This is a genomic window from Corynebacterium pacaense, assembly GCF_900169525.1.
GTDB lineage: Bacteria > Actinomycetota > Actinomycetes > Mycobacteriales > Mycobacteriaceae > Corynebacterium > Corynebacterium pacaense.
In genome coordinates, this window is record NZ_LT821239.1 from 65,493 (window position 1) to 85,560 (window position 20,068).

Below are 20,068 nucleotides of genomic sequence, written 5' to 3' on the forward strand. Positions count from 1 at the left end.
TTATTTTCTGGAGGGTGTTCTAGAGGATGCTGTTGATGAAGGTTCTGGTCCGGTCGTGCCGGGGGTTGTCCAGGACGGCGCCGGGTGGACCTATCTCCACCAGCGCGCCGTCGGAGAGAAGGGCGATTCGGTCCGAGATCTCCCTGGCGAAGGAGATTTCGTGGGTGACAATGATCAGGGTCTTGCCGCTGGCCGCCAGTTCCCGGATCACACTGAGGACCTCACCGACGAGCTCCGGGTCGAGTGCGCTGGTCGGTTCGTCGAAAAGCATGACGTCGGGATCCAACGCCAGCGCCCTGGCGATGGCGACGCGCTGCTGCTGTCCCCCGGAGAGCTGACGGGGGTAGTGGTGCTCCTTGTCGCCCAGCCCGACGCTGTTCAGCAGGTCCCGCGCGCGGGTGAGGGCGTCGGCCCGGGACAGGAGCTTCAGCGCCGTCGGGCCCTCGGCCACATTCTCCAGCGCCGTCAGGTGGGGAAAGAGATTGAAGTTCTGGAACACGATCCCCACGCGGGCGCGTCGCCGGAGCACCTCGCGCTCGGGGAGTTCGTGGAGCTGCGCACCCTTCTGGCGGTAGCCGATGTACTCTCCGTCGACGGTGATCTCGCCGGCATCAATGGGTTCGAGGTGGTTGATGGTCCGAAGGAGGGTGGATTTTCCGGATCCGGAGGGCCCGATGAGCGAGACCACCTCGCCGGGGCTGACCGTGAGCGAGATGCCTCGGAGCACCTCCTGCTCACCATAGAACTTGTGCACATCGCGTATTTCCACGAGACCGCTGACACAGTCGGTGTTCGTGGCGGAGTCCGGGGCGTGAAGAAGATTGCTCACAGTCGTTGCACCTTCGGGTTCGTGGTGGATACGGCGGGTGGGGCGACCGGCGCCGGCGGGGAGTCATCGGCGAGCGCACGCCAGGTCCGGGTGGACCATGCCCTCAATTTCTGGAATGGCGTCGGCGGAAGCTCGCGCTCCGCTCCCTTGGCGTAGTGCCTTTCGACGTAGTACTGGAGGATCGACAATGCCGTGGTGATCAGTGCGTACCAGGCCACGGAGACCATCAGCAGCGGAATGGGGGTGGATGTGCGGTTGTAGATGACCTGAACGGTGTAGAAGAGCTCCGGAAGCGCGACCACGAACACCACCGAGGTGCCCTTGACCTGACCGATGATCTCGTTGAAGGCATTGGACACGATGGAGCGGGCGGCCTGGGGCAGGATGATGCGGAAGAAGCGGCGGCTCGCGGGAATGCCGAGGGCCGCCGCGGCCTCGCGCTGTCCGGCGTCCACGGAGAGGATCCCGGCGCGGATGATCTCCGCGGAATAGGCGGCCTGGTGCAGGGTCAGACCCAGTGCCGCCGCAAAGAACGCGGAGATCAGGGCGGTGGTCTGGACCTCATAGAGCCAGAAGTCGGTGGTAAAGGGTGTCCCCAGGCCCAGTGTGGGATAGAGGTACCCGAGGTTGTACCAGAGGAGGATCTGCACGAGCAGGGGAACGGATCGGAAGAACCACACGTATCCGAAGGCCGCCGCATTGAGAATCGGTGAGGAGGACAACCTCATCAGGGCGAGCACCGCGCCGAGGATGAAGCCGCCGACGATGGAGACCACCGTCAGGGTCAGGGTCAGCTGCAGTCCGCGGAGGATGGCGTCATTGAAGAAGTACTCCGCGAATACACCCCAGTTGTAGTTCTTCACGGTGACCAGTGACCACAGGAACTGTGCCAGCAGGAACAGCACGACCGCGGAGCTCAGGTACAGGCCCCACTTCCTCTGTCGCACCACCGTCCTGGCCACGGGGGCACCGGAAGCCGTGCCCTCGGATACCTCAACCACCTCACCCTGCCGGTCCACCGGTGCGTCGGGACTCTTGGCGTCCAATCTGATTGTCATTGCGCATTCTCGTTTCTTATGGGGTGGGAACTGTTAACCACAGCCCGTTGGAATACCGAGTCACACTACATAGACACCTCTGTCTATTCCAGATAGACAGTTCATTTCATCTAGGGCGAAACAAAGCGGCTCTTCACGATTTAGAGTGCGTTGATCTTTCCCTGCAGCTGTCCGGAGTGGATCAGGCACCGCAATATGTAGTGGTTGATGTTCCTGAACCCGAGTGCGATCCCGCGCAGGTGCTCCAGCCGACCATTGATCGCTTCGACCGGGCCGTTGGACGCGCCGATGTCGAAATAGGCGAGCACGTCTTCGCGTCGGCGCCACAGGGTCCGCCCCAGTTGGGCGAGTTCCTCCAGCCCTGCGGGTAGCCCCTTGCGGATGCTGTTGATCACCCTGCTCATCAGCTTCTTGCCCTCCGACTTCTTCGGATGCCCGTAGGCTGCGATCAGATCCTGGTAGAACAACCACGTCACTTCCAGGGCGACGTAGTCATCGTCGGTGGCCCACAACATGTCGAGTCGTTGTTTCTGCCGGTCGGTGAGATAGTTCGTCCTGGTCAACAGGGTCCTCCGGTACTTGTACAACGGATCATCCTTGCGCCCACGCCGCCCGGTCGTCTCACGTTGGAGGCGTTGCCGGCACCCGGTGAGCTTGTCGGCAGCCAGATGCACCACATGGAACGGGTCCATCACCTTGCGGGCATCCGGGAGCACCTGGTCCACGGCTGAGGCATAGCCGGTGAACCCGTCCATCGTCACCACCTGCACGTTTTCCCGGAAATCAGGGTCGCGTTCCTGCAGCCACGTGCGCAGCACCTGCGCGCTACGACCGGGACGGATGTCCAGCAGGCGGGCATGCCCACGGCCATCCACCAGCGGGGTGAGGTCGACAAGGATGGTCACCAGATTCGACGGCTCAGTCGGTCGTCGGGTGTGCTTCCAGACGTGCTCATCGACGCCGAGGATGCGCACGCCGTCCAGATGTCCGGGGTCGTCGTAGACGAGGCTCCGGCAGGCATCGAGTGCGACCTGGTTGACCAGTTCCCAGCCCACGCCGAGTGCTTTGGCGGTGGCGGACACGCTCATCCGGTCGATCGCCAGGCGCTGGAGAATCCAGCGGGTGACCCGGTGGGTGATCTTGGCCCCGTCATCAGCGCAGTTGAGTGAAGCCTGGAAAATCTTCCTGGCACAGGACAGATTGCTGCAGGTGAAACGGGGGACGCGGACGTGCAGGCGGGTGGGGAACCCGACGACCGGCAGGGCGACGAGCCGGCGGAGAGTGTGGTCGCGCAGCTTCCCGGACTGTCCGCAGGCCGGGCAGAGGGTGTTTACGGTCACGGGGGGGGCGTCGATGATGGTGATGTTTCCGGCGTCGGCGGCACCGGTGATCGTCAGGCCGATTTCCGCGGTGCGGCAGATGGTGTCGGCGACGAGGTTGCCACTAGGCTGCACAGTAGGGTCCTGGTTCGGTCAGATGATGGTGTGGTAACTCTCATCTTGTACCGGCCAGGGCCCCTCTATGTTGTGCCACCCCGAACCCCACCTCGTGGTCAGCTACGCACTCCGAAACGCGAAGAGCCAACAAAGCCTTGTTCGCGCGGGCAGTGGCAACCTAGGCTCTGAGACCGCCCCTGCCCGCTTCACAGACGAGGTTCACCTTGAGCAATCCGAATGACATTCTGATCCACAGCAGCATCGATTCCCGCGACGCCCTGCCCATGGTGGAGGAGCTGGACCATGAATACACCACGCGCTACGCCGATTACGAGGGCTTTGACAAACCCGCGGATGCGCCAAGTGAAATCGAGCTCTTCCCTCCCCTGGTCTTCTCCGCGCCCTACGGCGACTTCCTTCTGCTCCAGCGCGACGGCCGCACCATTGCCGGTGGCGCCTTCATGTATCTGGACCGGAAGACTGCGGAGATCAAAAGGGTGTGGACATCCGCGGCACACCGCAGGCAGGGCCTGTCCAGGCGGATCATGGCCGAACTCGAGGGCGCCATCGCCGCCCGCGGCTACCGCCAGATCTACCTGACCACCGGACCCCGCCAGCCGGAGGCGAAGAACCTGTACCTGAAGCTGGGCTACACGCCACTGTTCGACCTCAACGAGGATCCCGAGAAGATCGGCGCCCTTCCCTTTGAGAAGGTCATCGCCCCGGACAACACCGGCCCGCGACTCCGCGGCGTGTCCGACCGCTGGCGGGGCCTCCGGCAACGCCGCACCGTGGAGAGGACCTACCGCTGGCGCCCCCGACCGGAACAGCGGCTGACCGCACAGATCGGCGCCGATGTGAACATCTAGGGAAGAAGGCGCGTGGATCAAGGTGCGCGTCGCCCAAGGGTGGATGTGATCCCATGACAGGTGCAGGAGCGGTCCCCTCACCGCACCACTGCGCACACCGTGTGAAACACGTGTGGATCGCGTTAGGCAGCCCGGACCGCCCCGGCACCCCACGCGGGGCGGCCACCGTCCGGATCTCCATACCCCCGACCGCGAAACGGTGGTCCGGACACAGCCCGCACCGCGTCGGGCCCCACCGAGAGATACTCCGGGGGATCTGCTCGGCGCGCCCTAGCTCAGGCGGGTCATTTCCACGGAAACGAACATCCCCGAACGGGCCTGACCTGTGAACATCCCGCGCAGCGGTGCCACATCGGAGTACTCCCGCCCCTGCCCCACCATCACATGGAGTTCGCCCGGAACCAGATCGTTGGTGGGATCGTAGCTGAACCAGTCGCCGTTGAACCACTGCACCCAGGCGTGGGACTCGCCCCTCACCGGCTCACCCACCGCGGCCTGGCTATCGGGAAGAATATAGCCGGAGACGTACCGTGCGGGGATGCCGAGAAGCCGTAGGGCCCCGATCATCAGGTGGGAGAAGTCCTGGCAGACTCCCTTCCTGCTGTCCCAGGCTTCCTGCGCCCTCGCGGTGACCTCGGTGGATCCGCTCTCATAGTTCATCTCCTCATGGATGAGCGTGCCCACGGCCAGGGCGATCTCATCGACCTGCCCGCCGCCGGCGGCGATCTCAACGACGCGGTCGCCGAGGTCCTCCCCCGGTGACACCGCCGGGGTCAGTTCCAGATACTCGTTCCAGCGGTCGGAGTAGCGGCCCACCTCATCCAGGCGCAACTGTGTCCGCCTTGCAGGGATGGAATCCACGTCCACGCAGGTGTTGACGGTGACGGTGAGCCTGTCATGCGGTTCATGCAGCTCAAAGGCGGTGACATTGGTGCCCCAGTAGTCAATGTAGGAATAGGACCATGGCTTGGGTTCAATCTTCAGCTGCCTCTCGCGGATCAGCTGCTGGGGCGTGTAGAGGGGACTCATCCGGATTTCATTGAAGGAATCGGTCACGCTGGATGAGTAGCTGAAACCGGTGGTGTGTGTGATCTGAAGTGTCGTGGTCATGACGGTTTCCCCTAACGTTCGTGCCATTGTGAGGACAAGGTGGCCTCGAAGTAGTTCGACGTCAGCGCCTCTGTCGCGCGGACCCCCGTCTGCTGGATCTCGAGGGTGATCTGATCGAGGGAATCGAGGCTGTCCTCGACGGTCGCGTACTGGATTCGTGCGCGCAGCTGTCCGAGCTGGCGGATCGCCTCATCCTCCAGCGCGCGGGACTGCCTGTCCACGACGAGGCTGTCCAGGCACGCCAGCGCCTCGGTGAGGCAGTAGTAGATCGACCGCGGCGACATCGGATCGCGGAGGATGAAGTCGACGGCGGCGGAGAGCGTGTCCTCACGGCCCCTGGCCATGACAAATGACTGCTGGGCGCCGCAGGCCTGAAGCAGAAGATGGTGGTGGGCGGGGAAGGGGGGCGCGACGACGGTGGAATGGAGCACCCTGGCGGTCATGTCCATCCGCTCGATCAGCCTTCCGAGCTGGAGGAAGTGCCACGCCTGATCCCGGGGCATGGTCGCCGCAAGCGTACCGATGATCATCGAGCAGGAGTCCCTGACCTCGCGGCAGGCCAGTGGAGGACGCACCAGCGCCAACCTCCCGGAGGTGGCCTTGCGGTAGGAGCGGTTGATCGCCTCCCAGGTGGACATGGACAGAATCTCCCGCGCCCGTCGGGCACTTCCCCGGCAGTTGCTCAGGGCCGTGACCATGGAGTATGGGGAGGTTTCGTCGATTCCAAGCACGGCCCAGGCCTCCCGTGGACCCGATCCCGAGTCCACGGGATTGCCCATGGCACGGCACAGTTCCGTACTGAATGAGACGGCATCGGCCTCCGTGCCCAGTTCGAGGTTGACGGTAAGCACCCGCGCCTGGTCATCGGCACGCTCGACATAGCGGCCGATCCAGAACATCGATTCTGCGATTCTGCTCAACATGAGGGGCTCTCCTCGGTGACTGACTGCTGCTGTTGTTGCTGCTGTTGCTGTTCCAGGTACTCCTCGCTGCGGACGTCGAGGATCGAGGTGCCGAGCCTCTCGAGTGCCTGGGCATCGGGATTGGGAACCGGAACGGAGCGACCGGTCTCCGAATCGGGTCCGCCGGAACCCGGTGAGATCACCCAGGTGTCCTTGGAGCCTCCGCCCTGGGAGGAGTTGACGATCATCTGCCCCTTCTCCAGTGCGACCCGGGTCAACCCGCCCGGGGCTATCCACATGTCATCGCCGTCATTGACGATGAAGGGACGCAGATCCACGTGCCTGGGTTCAAGCCCCGAATCGGTCATGGTGGGCACCGTGGACAGCTGGATCAGCGGCTGTGCGATCCAGCCACGCGGATCGGCGATGATCCTCTCCCGAGCGGCGTCGAGTTCCGCCCGCGAACAGCTCGGGCCGATGAGGATACCCTTACCGCCGGAGCCGTCGACAGGTTTGACCACCAGCTCATCGATACGGTCGAGGACCTCCTCCCGGTGGACCGGATCCTCCAGCCGCCAGGTGTCCACATTCGGGATCAGCGGCTCCTCGCCCAGGTAGTAGCGGATCAGGTCGGGTACATAGGAATAAACCAGCTTATCGTCGGCGACGCCGTTGCCCACCGCATTGGCGATGGTGAGGTTTCCGTTCGCCTGCGCGGAGATCAACCCCGCGCAGCCGAGCAGGGAATCGGGACGGAACTTCACGGGATCGATGTACTCATCGTCCACGCGCCGGTAGATCACGTGCACCTGGGTCAGGCCGGTGGTCTCCCTGAGATAGGCGACGCCGTGTCGGACGACGAGGTCACGCCCCTCGACCAGGGGCACGCCCATCGTCCGGGCCAGCATGGCGTGCTCGAAGTAGGCGGAGTTGTGGACACCGGGGGTCAGCACCACGATGGTGGGGTCCGCGATCCCGGACGGAGCCGCCTTCGCCAGCGCGGTGCGCAACCGCGCGGGATAATCATCCACCCGCGCCACGTTGTACCTGGCCACCGCCTCGGGAAGGGCCGCGGCGGTCGCCTGCCGGTTGGTGAGGACATAGGACACGCCCGAGGGGATGCGCGCGTTATCCTCGAGCACCCTCAACCCACCGGCATCATCACGGATCAGGTCAATCCCGGCGACGTGGATGCGGACACCGTTGGGAGGGGTGTAACCCGCGACCGCGCGGATGAAGTGCGCGGAGGTGGTGACCACCGCCCGCGGGATGACCCCGTCATTGAACAACTGCCCGGAGCCGTAGACGTCGGCGAGAAAGGCCTCGAGCGCCCGGACGCGCTGTTTGAGTCCGAGCTCGGTCTGCGCGAACTCCGCCGCGGAGATCAGACGGGGAACGATATCCAGCGGGAACGCCTCCTCCTGGCCGGAGAAGTCGAAGGTCACACCGGTATCCAGGTATCTGGCGTTGAGATATGCGACCCGGGACTCCAGGTCCTCGGTGGCAAGACCGTGATAGACATCGAAGAGTTCACGGTAAATGGGGCGGATGCCATCACGGCCCATCATCTCGTCGAACACGAGATCGTTCACCTGATACTGCGTGTTAGCTATTGTCATACGCACAGCATAACCCAGATACCTGTAGAACTATAGAAAAATGGAGGGCTTTCCCTCAGTTATCGTGGCGCGGTTCCCCCTCGACCTGACCGACCAGGCCGAGCAGGAGCCTCTCCACCTCCCGGCCGGCGGTGTCCCAGGAGTAGCCGGCGGCGCGTTGAGCCGCCCGCCCACCGAGAGCGCTGCGCAGAGCGGCGTCGTCAAGCAACCGGCGGGTCGCCGCAATCAACCCGGCCTCGGTGTCCACGAGGATTCCCGTTTCATTGTCGATCACCGAATCACGCAGCCCCCCCGAGCCGCGGTAGCCGATGGTGGGCACGCCGTGCTGGGCCGCCTCCGTAACGGCCAGACCCCAGCCCTCCTTACGCGAGGGCATGAGATGGATGACCGCCCGTGCCAGCAAGGCGTGCTTGTGATCCTCGGCGACCTGCCCGTGGAACACCACGCGATCCCGGACGCCGAGGCGGTCCGCGTACTCCACCAGCCGATCCTCCCACCAGCCGCTGCCGACGACATCGAGCACGACACCGTCGATCGCCGCGACGACATCCATGGCGTGCTCTATCTGCTTGTGAGGCACCAGACGGGAGAGGGTGACCAGGTGCACACCCCGGTCGTCGAGACGCGGCACCTGCGCGGGCACCGGATCGACACCGTTGCGGATGATGTGGATGCGCTCCCGGTCCACACCGAGGCCGACCAGCTCCTCGGCGCTCGGTGTGGAGACCGTGATATAGGGGGAGAAACGGTAGGCGCGCGGTGCGACCCTGCTCTCCAGGAACCATCCGAGCGGGGCCAGCACCGGCCCCACCACCGGCCACTGCTCACGGTGGCAGTGGTGGGTGAGCAGGACCGTGGGCCTGCCGGAGAAGAAGCGGCCGAAGAAGGGGATACCGTTCTGCGTATCGACGACCACGTCCACACCACCGAGGGTCCCCCGCCCGGCCCGGCCGAGCAGCATCGCGGCCCACGCCTTCGGATACACCGTGAACTTTCCGCCGCTGCGCGAGTAGCGCACGCCCCCGCGCACCGATCGACGCGGTGCGTCGGTATGCCCCGCGGTCCGGTAGATCACCTCATGGCCCCGGCGCGCGAGATACTCACCCACCCGCTCAAGGTAGCGTTCGCTGCCGCCGCCCTGCGGATGAGTGGTGTCGCGCCAGCACAGGAGAAGGATCTTCATAGCGGCCTCAGTCTAGCCGAGTCATCCTCCCGCCCCGAGATCCTGATCCTGGGCGTCGGGGCCGCGGGGTCGAAATCAAGGGGTCATAATGGAGACCATGAGTTCCACTGATTCCACCCTGGTCCTGTTCTCCCCCACCGGCCGGTCCCCGGAGGAGATCCGCAACCTGCTTGTCAGCCTCGCCGACGAGGACGGGTTCACCCTCCCCGGTGCACCGGTCGCCGCAGGTCACGGCGCGGTGCTCTCGGTGCCCGAGGATGAACTCAACGATCTGCTCGCCTGGCTCGATGATGTTGCTCTCGCCGAGGGCCTGGGGGTGCGTCTGGATGGCGCGACGCTGCGCTTCGGGGATGAGGACGTCGCGTTCACGGTGGGGGTCCGCGGCGAGGACGACGCCCGTCTGGGGGCCTCCCGCTTCGGCATCGAACCGACACTGAACTCACTGGAGACCGCGGAGGATTTCATCACCGTCACGCGCTTCACCATCGATGATCCCGCCAATGAGGAGGATTTCATCACCGCACGTCCGCTCACCGGACTCGACGCGATGACGCTGGAGCTCGGGCGCGCCGGCGAGCACTCCACCACCATCGTCGCCGATGCCGGACGCGCGGCGACCGTGGTGCTGCGCTGGATGAACGGCGAGGATCTCAGCGATCTGGATTGGACCAGGAGTTGATCCACACCCGCCGCCTGGCAACGCTGTCCCGCTCGATCGGCCTGCTCCGCGACTTCCGCTATGAACAGACCCGGCCGGACATCTTCTACGGCAACCTCGCCGCCGACACCGCCCTGCTTATCGACGCCGCCCTCACCGACACCACCGGACGCGGCCTGGCGGGGCGTTCAGTGCTCGACGTCGGTGGTGGCCCCGGCTACTTCGCGGAGGCCTTCGGGCGGGCGGGTGCGTACTACACCTCGGTCGAACCGGACGTGGGCGAGATGGCGGCGGCGGGGATCGAGGTGAATGCCTCGGTGCGCGGATCCGGTGAGGATCTGCCGTTTATGGAGGACAGCTTCGATGTCGTCTACTCGAGCAACGTCGCCGAGCACATCCCGGACCCCTGGCGCATGGGAGAGGAGATGCTGCGCGTCGCCCGGCCCGGTGGCATGGTGCTTCTCAGCTACACCATCTGGCTCGGCCCCTTCGGCGGGCACGAAACCGGGATGTGGCAGCACTACATCGGCGGTGACTTCGCGCGGAACCGCTATCAGCGCAGGCACGGGCACCCGCCGAAGAACGTCTACGGACACTCGCTGTTTGCGGTCTCCTGCGCGGAGGGACTTCGCTGGGCGGACACCGTGGCCGATGCTGAGCTGGTTACGGCCTTCCCGCGCTATCACCCGCAATGGGCGTGGTGGATGGTCAGGGTGCCGCTGCTTCGCGAGTTCCTGGTGAGCAACCTGGTTGTCGTGCTCCGCAAACGACGGGACTCCCGCCGGCCGTAGCCGTCGGGAGCCGAGGTGGCCGCCGCTGCTAGGCGGTGGCGGCCCGGATGCGCTTCTTCAGTGCCTCGAACTGCTCATGAACCTCGGCGGGAACCCGGGGTCCGAGAAAGGTGAGGTACTCGGCGTTGTCGTCGAGATCGCGGGCCCAGTCGGAGGCGGGAGCGGTGAGCGCCTCCCGCACATCCTCGATCGGGGTGTCCAGGCCCTCGAGGTCCAGGTCCTCGGCGCGGGCGGTGTGGCCAACAACGGTCTCATCCGCCTCGACGCGTCCCTCGATGCGGTCGATGACCCACTTGAGCACGCGGGAGTTGTCGCCGAATCCGGGCCACAGGAAGCGGCCGTCCTCGCCACGGCGGAACCAGTTGACCAGGAAGATCGCGGGCATCTTGTCCCCGCCCTTGTTCCCCATGTCGATCCAGTTCTGGAGGTACTCGCCGGCGTTGTAGCCGATGAAGGGCAGCATGGCCATCGGATCGTGGCGCAGCGCGCCGACGGTCGCCTCGGCCGAGGCCGCGGTCTGGCCGGAGGCGAGCAGTGAACCCACCATGGTGCCGTGCTCCCAGTCATAGGTCTGGGTGACCAGCGGGACGGTGTCGGGGCGGCGGCCGCCGAAGAGAATGGCGTCCAGCTTCACGCCCCTCCAGTCGTTGAACTCCGGAGCCGCGGCCGGGGACTGCTCGATGGCGACGCAATAACGCGAGTTCGGATGTGCCGCCTTCTCACCGGACTCCGGGGTCCAGTCGTTGCCCTTCCAATCGATGAGGTGCTGATGATCGCCCTCGAGGCCCTCCCACCAGATATCGCCGTCATCGGTGAGCGCGACGTTGGTGAACAGGGTGTTTCCCGGTTCCATGGTCTGCATGGCGATCGGGTTGGACGCATAGTTGGTGCCCGGCGCCACGCCGAAGAATCCATTCTCCGGGTTGACCGCGTGCAGATAGCCGTCCTCGCGAAACTTCAGCCATGCGATGTCGTCGCCGACGACCTCTGCCTTCCACCCGGGGATGGTGGGGGTGATCATGGCGAGATTGGTCTTGCCGCAGGCCGAGGGGAAGGCCGCCGCGATGTGGTAGGCCCTGCCCTCCGGGTTGATCAGCTTCAGGATGAGCATGTGCTCGGCCATCCAGCCCTCCTCACGGGCCATGACCGAGGCGATGCGCAGCGCGTAGCACTTCTTGGCCAGGATCGCGTTTCCGCCGTAGCCGGAACCGTAGGACCAGATCTCCTTGGTCTCGGGGAACTGGGTGATGTACTTGGTGTCATTGCAGGGCCATGCGACATCCTCCTCGCCGGGCTCCAGGGGTGCTCCCACGGAGTGCAGGCAGCGGACGAAGGCGCCGTTCTCGCCGATCTTGTCCAGGGCGTCCTTTCCCATGCGGGTCATGATGCGCATCGACATGACCACGTACTCGGAGTCGGTGAGCTGAACACCGAGCTTGGGGTCCGGATCATCGATGGGTCCCATGCAGAAGGGCACCACGAACATGGTGCGGCCCTTCATTGAGCCTGCGTAGTGCTCGCGCATCTCCTCCTTCATGGCCGCCGGCGGTGCCCAGTTGTTGGTCGGGCCGGCGTCCTCCTCCTTTTCGGAGCAGATGAAGGTCCGGGATTCCACTCGCGCCACATCCGAGGGGTTGGAACGGGCGAGGTAGCTGTTCGGGCGCTTCTCCTCGTTGAGCTTGATGAGGGTACCTGCTTCGACGAGTTCTCCCGCAAGGCGATCCCATTCCTCCTGGGAGCCGTCCGCGAATACAACTGCCTCCGGCTGAAACAGGTCGACCGCTTCCGCGATCCAGTTCAACAGTTCCTGATTCTTGGTCGGCGCCTCACCTTTAAGGCCCCTAATTGCAGCTGTGGTCATCATTTCTCCAGACAATTTGACACTCGACAGAGTTCTCGCCTTCAAGCGTAGCTTTCAGACCCTGATCTGGTTAACGGCTTTGATGAGACGCGGGACACATTTGTCATTACCAGTCACCGTACCCCCTGTCCACACGGGTCCATGGACGGAAGGTACGCACTCCACGCTAGGGGAGATACCCCCAAACAGGGGTGAACCATGCCCACCCCCTCACACCCCACGGTCCCGTGGTCGACACATTCATCCACCGCCGAAAAAACCGGCACCACCCCGGAGGCTCCGCCCGACCGGCCCCCACCCGCAGCGGGCAACACCGCAGGAAGAGAGCCGGGTCACGGTTGAAAAGTCATCCCTTTCACTTCGCCGGACCTCTCGAACAACACGGACATTGCAACCCTGGATTCACGCCCGCACCACCGCCCCTGCGGACCGCGACGACGCCCGCCCGCCGGCCACCATCCATTCACCCGGACTTTGTTAAAACAACATCGGAACCCAGGGGAATTGTTAACTTTTCGGAATTGGCAACACCTCCGCCTGGAGGGGAATTCATACCCAGTCACCCAACTGGTACTACCCAGTTGAAGGAATTAACAAGCTTAGCCGGGCGGGAATATCCGCCATGCACTATTTAACTCTCCCCGGCCGGCGTGCGGTCGGTGCGACACCCCTCCCGCCCGTCGTCACGCAACTCCCCGGGCCCGGTGCATCCGCCCGCATCCGTACACGGCCGTGGCCCGGGATGGCGCCGTATTGAAGTTTGACGGCTGAACAGGAAAAATGAAGATAATGTCTATCTCCGATATCCCTGAAAGCAAGATCGGCGAGCTCCCCGCTGGCCGCCCACCGCAGTCCGAGTTCAGCGACGGCCTCGACTACCCCAGGCTGGGGAGCGTGACCTTCCGTCGCGGCACGCTGACCGAGAACCAGCAGGCCATGTGGAATGAGCACTGGCCCGAACTCGGTCGCGTTCTCGGGGATCAACTGATCGACCTCGATGACTGGTTCGGACGCGAGGGCGCCCGCACCATCGTCGAGATCGGATCGGGGACCGGCACCTCGACGGCCGCGATGGCGCCCCTGGAACCCGATGCCAATATCATCGCCATCGAACTCTACAAACCCGGACTGGCGAAACTGATGGGTGCCGTCATCCGCGGCGGGATCGACAACGTCCGCATGATCCGAGGTGACGGCATCGAGGTACTCAACCGGATGTTCGCCGATGCGTCCCTCGACGGTGTCCGCATCTTCTTCCCCGATCCCTGGCCGAAGGCCCGTCACAATAAGCGGCGCATCATCCAGTCCGGTCCGCTGAACCTCATCGCCCGTAAGCTCAAACCGGGAGGCGTTCTCCACGTGGCCACCGACCACGCGGACTACGCTGAATGGATCAATGAGCTCGTGGAGGTCGAACCGCTCCTCGAGTACCGGGGCTGGCCGTGGGCGGACTGCCCGCAGCTGACCGACCGCCAGGTGATCACCAAATTTGAGGGCAAGGGTCTGGACAAGGACCATGTCATCACCGAGTATCTGTGGCAACGGAGAAACTAATGGCTGACGTTCACGAAACCGTTCACGGTTACTCGCACTCCGATCCCGCGGGACCGGAGAACCTGCTGCTGGTGTGGGACGCACCGAACCTCGACATGGGATTGGGTGCCATCCTCGGTGGCCGCCCCACGGCGGCCTACCGACCGCGTTTCGACGCCATCGGCAAGTGGTTGCTCGCCCGTGCGGGCAGGCGCGCCCACGAACTGGGCCGCCACATCGAACCGGAGGCGACGGTGTTCACCAACATCGCCGCAGGCGGCGCCGATGTGGTCCGGCCCTGGGTGGAGGCGCTGCGCAACGTCGGTTTCGCCGTCTTCGCCAAGCCGAAGATCGGCGAGGATTCCGATGTCGACATCGACATGATCAACCACATTCGCCGACGATTCGATGAAGGGGTCCTGCGCGGGGTGGTGGTCGCCAGCGCCGATGGCCAGAACTTCCGCGACACACTCGAGGAACTGGTGGCGCAGGGCGTCCCCGCCACCGTCATCGGTTTCCACGAGCACGCCTCCTGGGCGGTGGCGAACCCGGACATCGAGTTCGTCGATCTCGAGGAGATCCCCGGGGTCTTCCGTGAGCCGCTGCCGCGTGTCAGCCTGGACAACCTCCCGGACAGCGGTGCCTGGCTCCAGCCCTTCCGCCCGCTGTCCGCCCTCCTGCCCAACCGCAACCCTTCCCAGGAGTAATGCACCCGTGTTCTCAAGATGGGGCCACTTCGCCTACCGCCACCGACGCATCGTCCCGCTCATTGTCATAGCCGCGATTCTCGCACTCTATGTCGCATTCGGCCTCAGACTGGGTGAGCGCATGAGCCAGGAGGGTTGGGATGATCCCGGTTCCTCCTCGACCGCGGCGGCACAGATTGAACAGGAGACCTTCGGCCGGGACAACAATGGCGATGTGGTCATCCTGTTCACGGCCCCCCGGGGCACCTCCTTCGATGACCCGGCCGTGTTCACGGCGATCTCCGATCACCTGAACACACTGCAGGCCGACAATCCGGGCACGGTCAGCCACATCAACTCCTATTTCGACACCCGCAACCCCGCCCTGCTCAGCGAGGACGGAACCAGGGCCTTCGCCGCCCTCGGCCTGGTCGGCGACGGGGAGCAGACCCTGAAGGACTTCCGCTCGATCGAGGATCAACTGGTACCCGTGTCGCTTCCCGGAAATGTCACGACCCAGGTCGCCGGCGCCACCGCCGTGGCGGACGCCCTGGACAAGGGCATGGCCGGCGACATCTCCCGTGCCGAGCTCTACGCGCTGCCCGCGGTCGCCGTGCTCCTGATCATCGTCTTCGGCTCGGTTGTCGCCGCGGGCATGCCCCTGATCGTGGGCATCCTCTCCATTCTCGGATCTCTCGGCGTGCTCTCGATACTGGCTGGATTCTTCCAGGTCAACGTCTTCGCCCAATCCGTGGTCACGATCCTGGGACTGGGCCTGGCAATCGACTACGGGCTGTTCATGGTTTCCCGCTTCCGTGAGGAGATGGACAAGGGATCCCCGGTACCCCAGGCGGTGGCGACCACCACGGCGACGGCGGGTAAGACCGTCGTGTTCTCCGCGGCGATGGTGGCCGTGGCGCTGTCCGGGCTGTTCGTCTTCCCCCAGGCCTTCCTGAAATCGGTGGCCTTCGGCGCGATCTCGGCCGTCGGGCTGGCGGCACTGCTCTCGGTGACGGTGCTGCCCTCACTCTTTGGAATCCTCGGCCCGCGGATCGACAAACTGAGCGTGCGCCGCACCGCGCGCACCGCACGCAGGCTGGAGGACACGATATGGTTCCGCATTCCGGCGTGGGCGATGCGGCACGCGAAGTCGGTGACCGTGGCGATCGTTCTGCTACTCCTCGCCCTGACCATTCCCTTGACGGGAGTGAAGTTCGGCGGCATCAATGAGACCTACCTTCCGCCGGGCAACGCCACCAGGGTGGCGCAGCAGGATTTCGACGAGAGCTTCCCCACCTTCCGTACCGAGCCGATCAAGTTGGTGGTCACCGGCGCGGACAATGCCCAGCTGGTTGATGTGTTCACCCAGGCCAACCGGGTGGAGGGACTGACGGGCCGTTTCGGGGCGTCCTCGGCGACCGTGGACGGCACCACCGTACTTTCCGCGGGTATCCAGGACCGCTCCCTCAATGCATCGGTGATCGATCAGCTGCGGCGGATCACCCCGCCGGAGGGGGTGGAGGTCCACATCGGCGGGACGCCGGCGATGGAGGTCGAATCCATCGAGGCGCTCTTTGAGAAGCTGCCCGCCATGGCGATCTACATCGTGCTCGCCACCTTCATTCTCATGGCCCTGGTGTTCGGCTCGCTGATTCTTCCGGCAAAGGCGATCATCATGACCATCCTGGGAATGGGCGCCACCCTCGGCTTCCTCACCCTGGTCTTCGTCGACGGTCTCGGTGCGGGACAGCTCAACTTCTCCCCCGGCCCGCTGATGAGTCCGGTGCTGGTTCTGATAATGGCCATCATCTACGGACTCTCCACCGACTACGAGGTCTTCCTGGTCTCCCGGATGGTCGAGGCCAGGGACCGTGGCAAGTCCACAGATGATGCGATCCGTTATGGAACGGCGCACACCGGATCGATCATCACGGCCGCCGCGCTGATCATGATCGTGGTGTGCGGAGCCTTCGGCTTCTCCGAGATCGTCATGATGAAATACATCGCCTTCGGCATGATCGTGGCCCTGTTCCTCGACGCCACCATCATCCGCATGCTGCTGGTCCCCGCGGTCATGCACCTGCTGCGCGATGACAACTGGTGGGCTCCGGGCTTTGTGAAGAAGGCCTATGAGAAGCTCGGTCACGGATCGGGTGCACCGGCCGATCCGCTTATGGAGGAACTGTCGGTCCACCACAGCGAACCGCTGCCGGAAACCGTCGCCTCACGCAGCGGTCGCAGCACCGAGGAGAACAGCGAACTGGTTTCCTTCGTCGAACTCAGGGCGCGGTTGGAGAACCGGCCGCTGGATGACGTCGACTAGACTCGTGCCCTATGCGGAAAATTTTGGGCAACCCCTGGGCGCGGTGGGCGATTTCCCTGCTGATCCTGGGGGTTATCCTCTTCTTTCTCCGTGATCAGCTGGAGTTTCTGGCAACCGGCATCAGTGAGCTGAGGCAGGCGAATCCCCTCGGCGTGCTGCTGGCGGTCATAGCGGTGACCGCATCGATGTACGCCATGGCCGAGGTCATGCGGATCATGTTGCGCGCCGGTGGTCTTGATCCCTCCCGTGGCAGCACCTCGGCGCTGACCTTCGCCTCGAACTCGTGGTCGGCGACGTTTCCCGGTGGCCCCGCGCTGTCCGCGATCCTCACCTTCCATGTGCAGCGCAGCTGGGGTGCGAGCGTGGTGGTGTGCTCGTGGTTCTTCGTGCTCTCCAGCGCGTTGTCGACGATGTGGCTGGTGGCGATCGGAGCCACCGCCGTCTTCTTTCTGGGCGCCAACATCAGTCTGTGGTCACTGATCGCGAGTCTGCTCGCGATGATGTCGCTGTCGGCTCTGGTGTACTGGGCGGCCAGCAACCCGGAGAGGGTCGTCGCCGTCGTGGAGAACCTGATGCCGCGGGTGAACCGCCTGCTCAGGCGGGATGCGGAGGCGGGCGTCGACAAGCTTGTCTCGCACATCAGGCAGCTGAACTCGGTGAGGCTCACCTCCGCGCACTTCACCTCAACCGCGGTGTGGTCACTGCTGAACCGGCTTCTCGACGCCGCGGGCCTGTGGGTGTGCGTGTGGGCGGTGACCGACCACCTGCCGCTGCTGGCGAGCCAGAAGGACAACACCAACCTCGGCGGCATCTTCCTCGCCTATGCCACGGCCAAGATCGTGGGCAGCCTGCAGGCGACCCCCGGTGGGATCGGGCCGGTGGAGGCCACCTACATCGCCGCACTGGTCACCAGTGGAATGACCGCGGTCGATGCCGCGGGCGCCGTGATCATCTACCGGCTGATCTCCTTCATCCTCATGGCGCTGATCGGCTGGGTGGTCTACTTCCTCTACTACACCCCGAAGGGGATCAGCGCCCGCGAAATACAAAGCGATAGCATGGAGGCGTTGGAAGCCCCGTCAGCCGCCCCCGAAAGGTTTGAGAAGTGAATCGCTGGACAGCCCTGCTCTTCGATGCCATCTCCATCGGTCTTTTCGCCCTCTTCGCGCGGATCGCCCACCAGAGCGAGGAGATGCCACTGACAGTGATGGGTTGGTTCAAGACCCTGCTCCCCTTCCTGGCGGGGGTGTTCCTGGCCTATCTGTTCGCCATCATCCCGGCGAAGCTCCACCCGCAGCTCTTCTGGCCGGCAGGCGTGGTGGTGTGGCTGTCCGCGGTGGTGGTGGGCCTGGTCATCTGGGGGATCAACAACGGCGGCGTGCCGCACTGGTCCTTCATGATCGTGGCCACGACCGCCTCGGCGATCCTGGTCCTTGGCTGGCGCGCGCTGTTCCGGGTGATCATCAAGTAGATCCCCGGGGACAGGGGCCTAGTAGCTGAACAGCCCCTGGATGTAGGAGAGAACGGTGCTGAAGATGTCGAGGCCGAACAGAATCGCGATAATGGTCATTGGTGGTCACTTTCTCGGACGGTTTACGGGAAGCCCAGCTTAACACCGCGGTACCGTCCCCGTGTACTTTAGATCGGCACGAACTCACATGGGCATGATGTTGTGTTTCTTGGGCACCTGGAGCTCCTCCTTGCCCTCCATCTGCCGCAGTGCGCGCCGGAGGACCAGCCGGGTCTCCGCGGGTTCAATCATGGCGTCGATGAAGCCACGCTCCGCCGCGACGTAGGGGCTGGTCATGTTCTCATCATAGAAATCCATGAACAGCTTCTTCATGTATCCGCGCTGCTCCGGGGGCGCCGCCTCGAGCTGCTTGCCCTGGATCATCACCACCGCGGCGGCCGAGCCCATGACGGCGATCTGGGCGGTCGGCCAGGCGAAATTCAGGTCACCGGTAAGATTCTTCGAGCCCATCACGGCGTAGGCGCCTCCATAGGCCTTGCGCACAATGAGCGTCACCTTGGGTACGGTGGCCTCCACGACCGCGAAAGCCAGCTTGGCGCCACGGTGGATCAGTCCAGCCTTCTCCTGATCGACGCCGGGAAGGTAGCCGGGGGTGTCGACGATGAAGACGATGGGGATGTTGTAGGCGTCGCAGATCCGGATGAAGCGCGCACCCTTATCGGCCGCGTCGGCGTCAATGCAGCCCGCCTTTTCCATCGGCTGGTTGGCCACCACGCCTATGGAACGGCCGTCGATGCGGGCGAAGGCGGTGATCAGATTCGGCGCGAACTCCGCCTGGATCTCCAGCAGATCGGGATCATCGAAGAGCCTGCCCAGAAGATCGAGCATGTCATAGCCCTGATTGGTGTCATCGGGCATGAAGGAGTTGAGGGACTCATCTCTGGCCACGGCCTCGTCGCCGGGTGCGAGATAGACCGGCGCCGGGTCGTTGCAGGTGGTGGGCAGGAAATCGAGAAGATCATGGACCACGTTGAAGGCCTCCTGCTCCGACTCCGCGATATAGGAGATGTTGCCGTTGCGCATCTGCTGGCTGGCTCCGCCGAGCTCCGCCGAGCTGATGGTCTCACCGGTGACCTCCCTGATCACCGCGGGGCCGGTGACGTACATTTCCGTCTCCCCTTCGACCGCTATGACGAAGTCGGTGGTCACCGGCGCGTACACGGCACCACCAGCGGACTTGCCCAGCATGATCGAAATCTGCGGGGCGTAGCCGGACAGCGGCATCTGCCTGCGGGCGATCTCGGAATACATCGCCAGGGAGGTCACGGCGTCCTGGATGCGGGCACCGCCGGAATCCTGGATGCCGATCACCGGGCAACCGATGCGGATGGCCATGTCCATGACCTCGCTGACCTTCCTTCCGAAGGTCTGACCCACCGACCCTCCATAGACGGTCTTGTCGTGGGCATAGACCACCACGGGACGGCCGTCGATCCTTCCATAACCCGTCACCACACCGTCGGAGTAGGGGGCGTCCTCCTCGTCCGGGGTCCTGCCGAGGGCGCCGATCTCCATGAAGGAGCCGGCGTCGAGAAGCATGCCTATCCGCTGGCGCGGGGTGGTCCGACCCTCATCGTCGCGCTTCTTCCGGGCGCGTTCGCTTCCCGGATCCTGCGCCTTCTCCAGACGGGCGCGCAGGTCAGCCAGCTTCCCTGCCGTGGTGGTGGTGGTACTCAACT

17 protein-coding genes are annotated in these 20,068 nt (G+C 64.4%); 8 read left to right on the top strand and 9 right to left on the bottom strand.

Going from position 1 to position 20,068, the window contains the following annotated elements; genetic code table 11:
- Nucleotides 1-19 precede the first annotated feature (19 nt).
- The 3 genes from B7E02_RS00570 to B7E02_RS00580 all read right to left on the bottom strand — a co-directional run bounded on the left by B7E02_RS00570 (nucleotide 20) and on the right by B7E02_RS00580 (nucleotide 3,341).
- Nucleotides 20-829 carry an ATP-binding cassette domain-containing protein gene (locus B7E02_RS00570; RefSeq protein WP_080791753.1) on the bottom strand — a complete coding sequence of 270 codons (810 nt, stop codon included), beginning with the start codon at nucleotides 827-829 and terminating at the stop codon, nucleotides 20-22.
- On the bottom strand, nucleotides 826-1,887 hold the full coding sequence (locus B7E02_RS00575) for an amino acid ABC transporter permease (protein ID WP_080791756.1): 1,062 nt from the start codon (nucleotides 1,885-1,887) through the stop codon (nucleotides 826-828). The genes B7E02_RS00570 and B7E02_RS00575 overlap by 4 nt, the downstream gene beginning before the upstream one ends.
- A 140-nt stretch (nucleotides 1,888-2,027) precedes the next feature.
- The gene (locus tag B7E02_RS00580; protein WP_080791761.1) at nucleotides 2,028-3,341 is read right to left on the bottom strand and encodes an ISL3 family transposase; all 1,314 of its coding nucleotides are present in this window, start codon (nucleotides 3,339-3,341) and stop codon (nucleotides 2,028-2,030) included.
- A 206-nt stretch (nucleotides 3,342-3,547) separates the two neighbouring features.
- Between B7E02_RS00580 and B7E02_RS00585 the strand changes: the two genes are divergently transcribed.
- Nucleotides 3,548-4,192 (top strand): GNAT family N-acetyltransferase, encoded by a 645-nt coding sequence (locus B7E02_RS00585; protein WP_245802107.1) that lies wholly within the window; start codon nucleotides 3,548-3,550, stop codon nucleotides 4,190-4,192.
- A gap of 270 nt (nucleotides 4,193-4,462) precedes the next feature.
- Here B7E02_RS00585 and B7E02_RS00590 read toward each other — a convergent pair whose 3' ends face one another.
- The 4 genes from B7E02_RS00590 to B7E02_RS00605 are packed head-to-tail and all read right to left on the bottom strand — an operon-like array spanning nucleotide 4,463 to nucleotide 9,006.
- Nucleotides 4,463-5,302 carry a transglutaminase family protein gene (locus B7E02_RS00590; protein ID WP_080791764.1) on the bottom strand — a complete coding sequence of 280 codons (840 nt, stop codon included), beginning with the start codon at nucleotides 5,300-5,302 and terminating at the stop codon, nucleotides 4,463-4,465.
- An 11-nt stretch (nucleotides 5,303-5,313) separates the two neighbouring features.
- Nucleotides 5,314-6,225: an alpha-E domain-containing protein gene (locus tag B7E02_RS00595; protein WP_080791767.1), complete on the bottom strand. Its 912-nt coding sequence runs from the start codon at nucleotides 6,223-6,225 to the stop codon at nucleotides 5,314-5,316.
- Complete coding sequence (locus B7E02_RS00600) at nucleotides 6,219-7,823, bottom strand: circularly permuted type 2 ATP-grasp protein (protein WP_080791769.1); 1,605 nt, start codon at nucleotides 7,821-7,823, stop codon at nucleotides 6,219-6,221. The genes B7E02_RS00595 and B7E02_RS00600 overlap by 7 nt, the downstream gene beginning before the upstream one ends.
- Nucleotides 7,824-7,878: 55 nt before the next feature.
- Nucleotides 7,879-9,006 carry a glycosyltransferase family 4 protein gene (locus B7E02_RS00605; RefSeq protein ID WP_080791772.1) on the bottom strand — a complete coding sequence of 376 codons (1,128 nt, stop codon included), beginning with the start codon at nucleotides 9,004-9,006 and terminating at the stop codon, nucleotides 7,879-7,881.
- A gap of 97 nt (nucleotides 9,007-9,103) precedes the next feature.
- On the opposite strand from B7E02_RS00605, the gene B7E02_RS00610 reads away from it, so the two are divergent.
- Both B7E02_RS00610 and B7E02_RS00615 read left to right on the top strand, forming a co-directional pair.
- A complete protein-coding gene (locus B7E02_RS00610) occupies nucleotides 9,104-9,685 on the top strand; it encodes a hypothetical protein (RefSeq protein WP_080794324.1) in 582 nt (193 codons plus the stop codon).
- Entirely contained in the window at nucleotides 9,670-10,455 is a 786-nt protein-coding gene (locus tag B7E02_RS00615; protein ID WP_080791775.1) for a class I SAM-dependent methyltransferase, read from the top strand. The genes B7E02_RS00610 and B7E02_RS00615 overlap by 16 nt, the downstream gene beginning before the upstream one ends.
- A 28-nt stretch (nucleotides 10,456-10,483) precedes the next feature.
- On the opposite strand, the gene B7E02_RS00620 is transcribed toward B7E02_RS00615, so the two are convergent.
- Nucleotides 10,484-12,316 carry a phosphoenolpyruvate carboxykinase (GTP) gene (locus B7E02_RS00620; RefSeq protein WP_080791778.1) on the bottom strand — a complete coding sequence of 611 codons (1,833 nt, stop codon included), beginning with the start codon at nucleotides 12,314-12,316 and terminating at the stop codon, nucleotides 10,484-10,486.
- 789 nt (nucleotides 12,317-13,105) lie between these two features.
- Between B7E02_RS00620 and trmB the strand changes: the two genes are divergently transcribed.
- The 5 genes from trmB to B7E02_RS00645 are packed head-to-tail and all read left to right on the top strand — an operon-like array spanning nucleotide 13,106 to nucleotide 18,329.
- Nucleotides 13,106-13,870 (top strand): tRNA (guanosine(46)-N7)-methyltransferase TrmB, encoded by a 765-nt coding sequence (gene trmB / locus B7E02_RS00625; RefSeq protein WP_080791780.1) that lies wholly within the window; start codon nucleotides 13,106-13,108, stop codon nucleotides 13,868-13,870.
- A complete protein-coding gene (locus tag B7E02_RS00630) occupies nucleotides 13,870-14,556 on the top strand; it encodes an NYN domain-containing protein (RefSeq protein WP_080791785.1) in 687 nt (228 codons plus the stop codon). The genes trmB and B7E02_RS00630 overlap by 1 nt, the downstream gene beginning before the upstream one ends.
- A 7-nt stretch (nucleotides 14,557-14,563) precedes the next feature.
- Complete coding sequence (locus tag B7E02_RS00635) at nucleotides 14,564-16,858, top strand: MMPL family transporter (RefSeq protein WP_080791791.1); 2,295 nt, start codon at nucleotides 14,564-14,566, stop codon at nucleotides 16,856-16,858.
- 11 nt (nucleotides 16,859-16,869) lie between these two features.
- Nucleotides 16,870-17,967 carry a lysylphosphatidylglycerol synthase transmembrane domain-containing protein gene (locus B7E02_RS00640; protein ID WP_080791794.1) on the top strand — a complete coding sequence of 366 codons (1,098 nt, stop codon included), beginning with the start codon at nucleotides 16,870-16,872 and terminating at the stop codon, nucleotides 17,965-17,967.
- Nucleotides 17,964-18,329, top strand: coding sequence for a DUF3054 domain-containing protein (locus B7E02_RS00645; RefSeq protein WP_080791797.1), 366 nt, complete (start codon nucleotides 17,964-17,966; stop codon nucleotides 18,327-18,329). Before B7E02_RS00640 ends, B7E02_RS00645 begins: the two co-directional genes overlap by 4 nt.
- Nucleotides 18,330-18,512: 183 nt before the next feature.
- On the opposite strand, the gene B7E02_RS00650 is transcribed toward B7E02_RS00645, so the two are convergent.
- Nucleotides 18,513-20,066, bottom strand: a complete 1,554-nt coding sequence (locus B7E02_RS00650; RefSeq protein WP_080791799.1) for an acyl-CoA carboxylase subunit beta — start codon at nucleotides 20,064-20,066, stop codon at nucleotides 18,513-18,515.
- Between the last annotated feature and the right edge of the window lie 2 nt (nucleotides 20,067-20,068).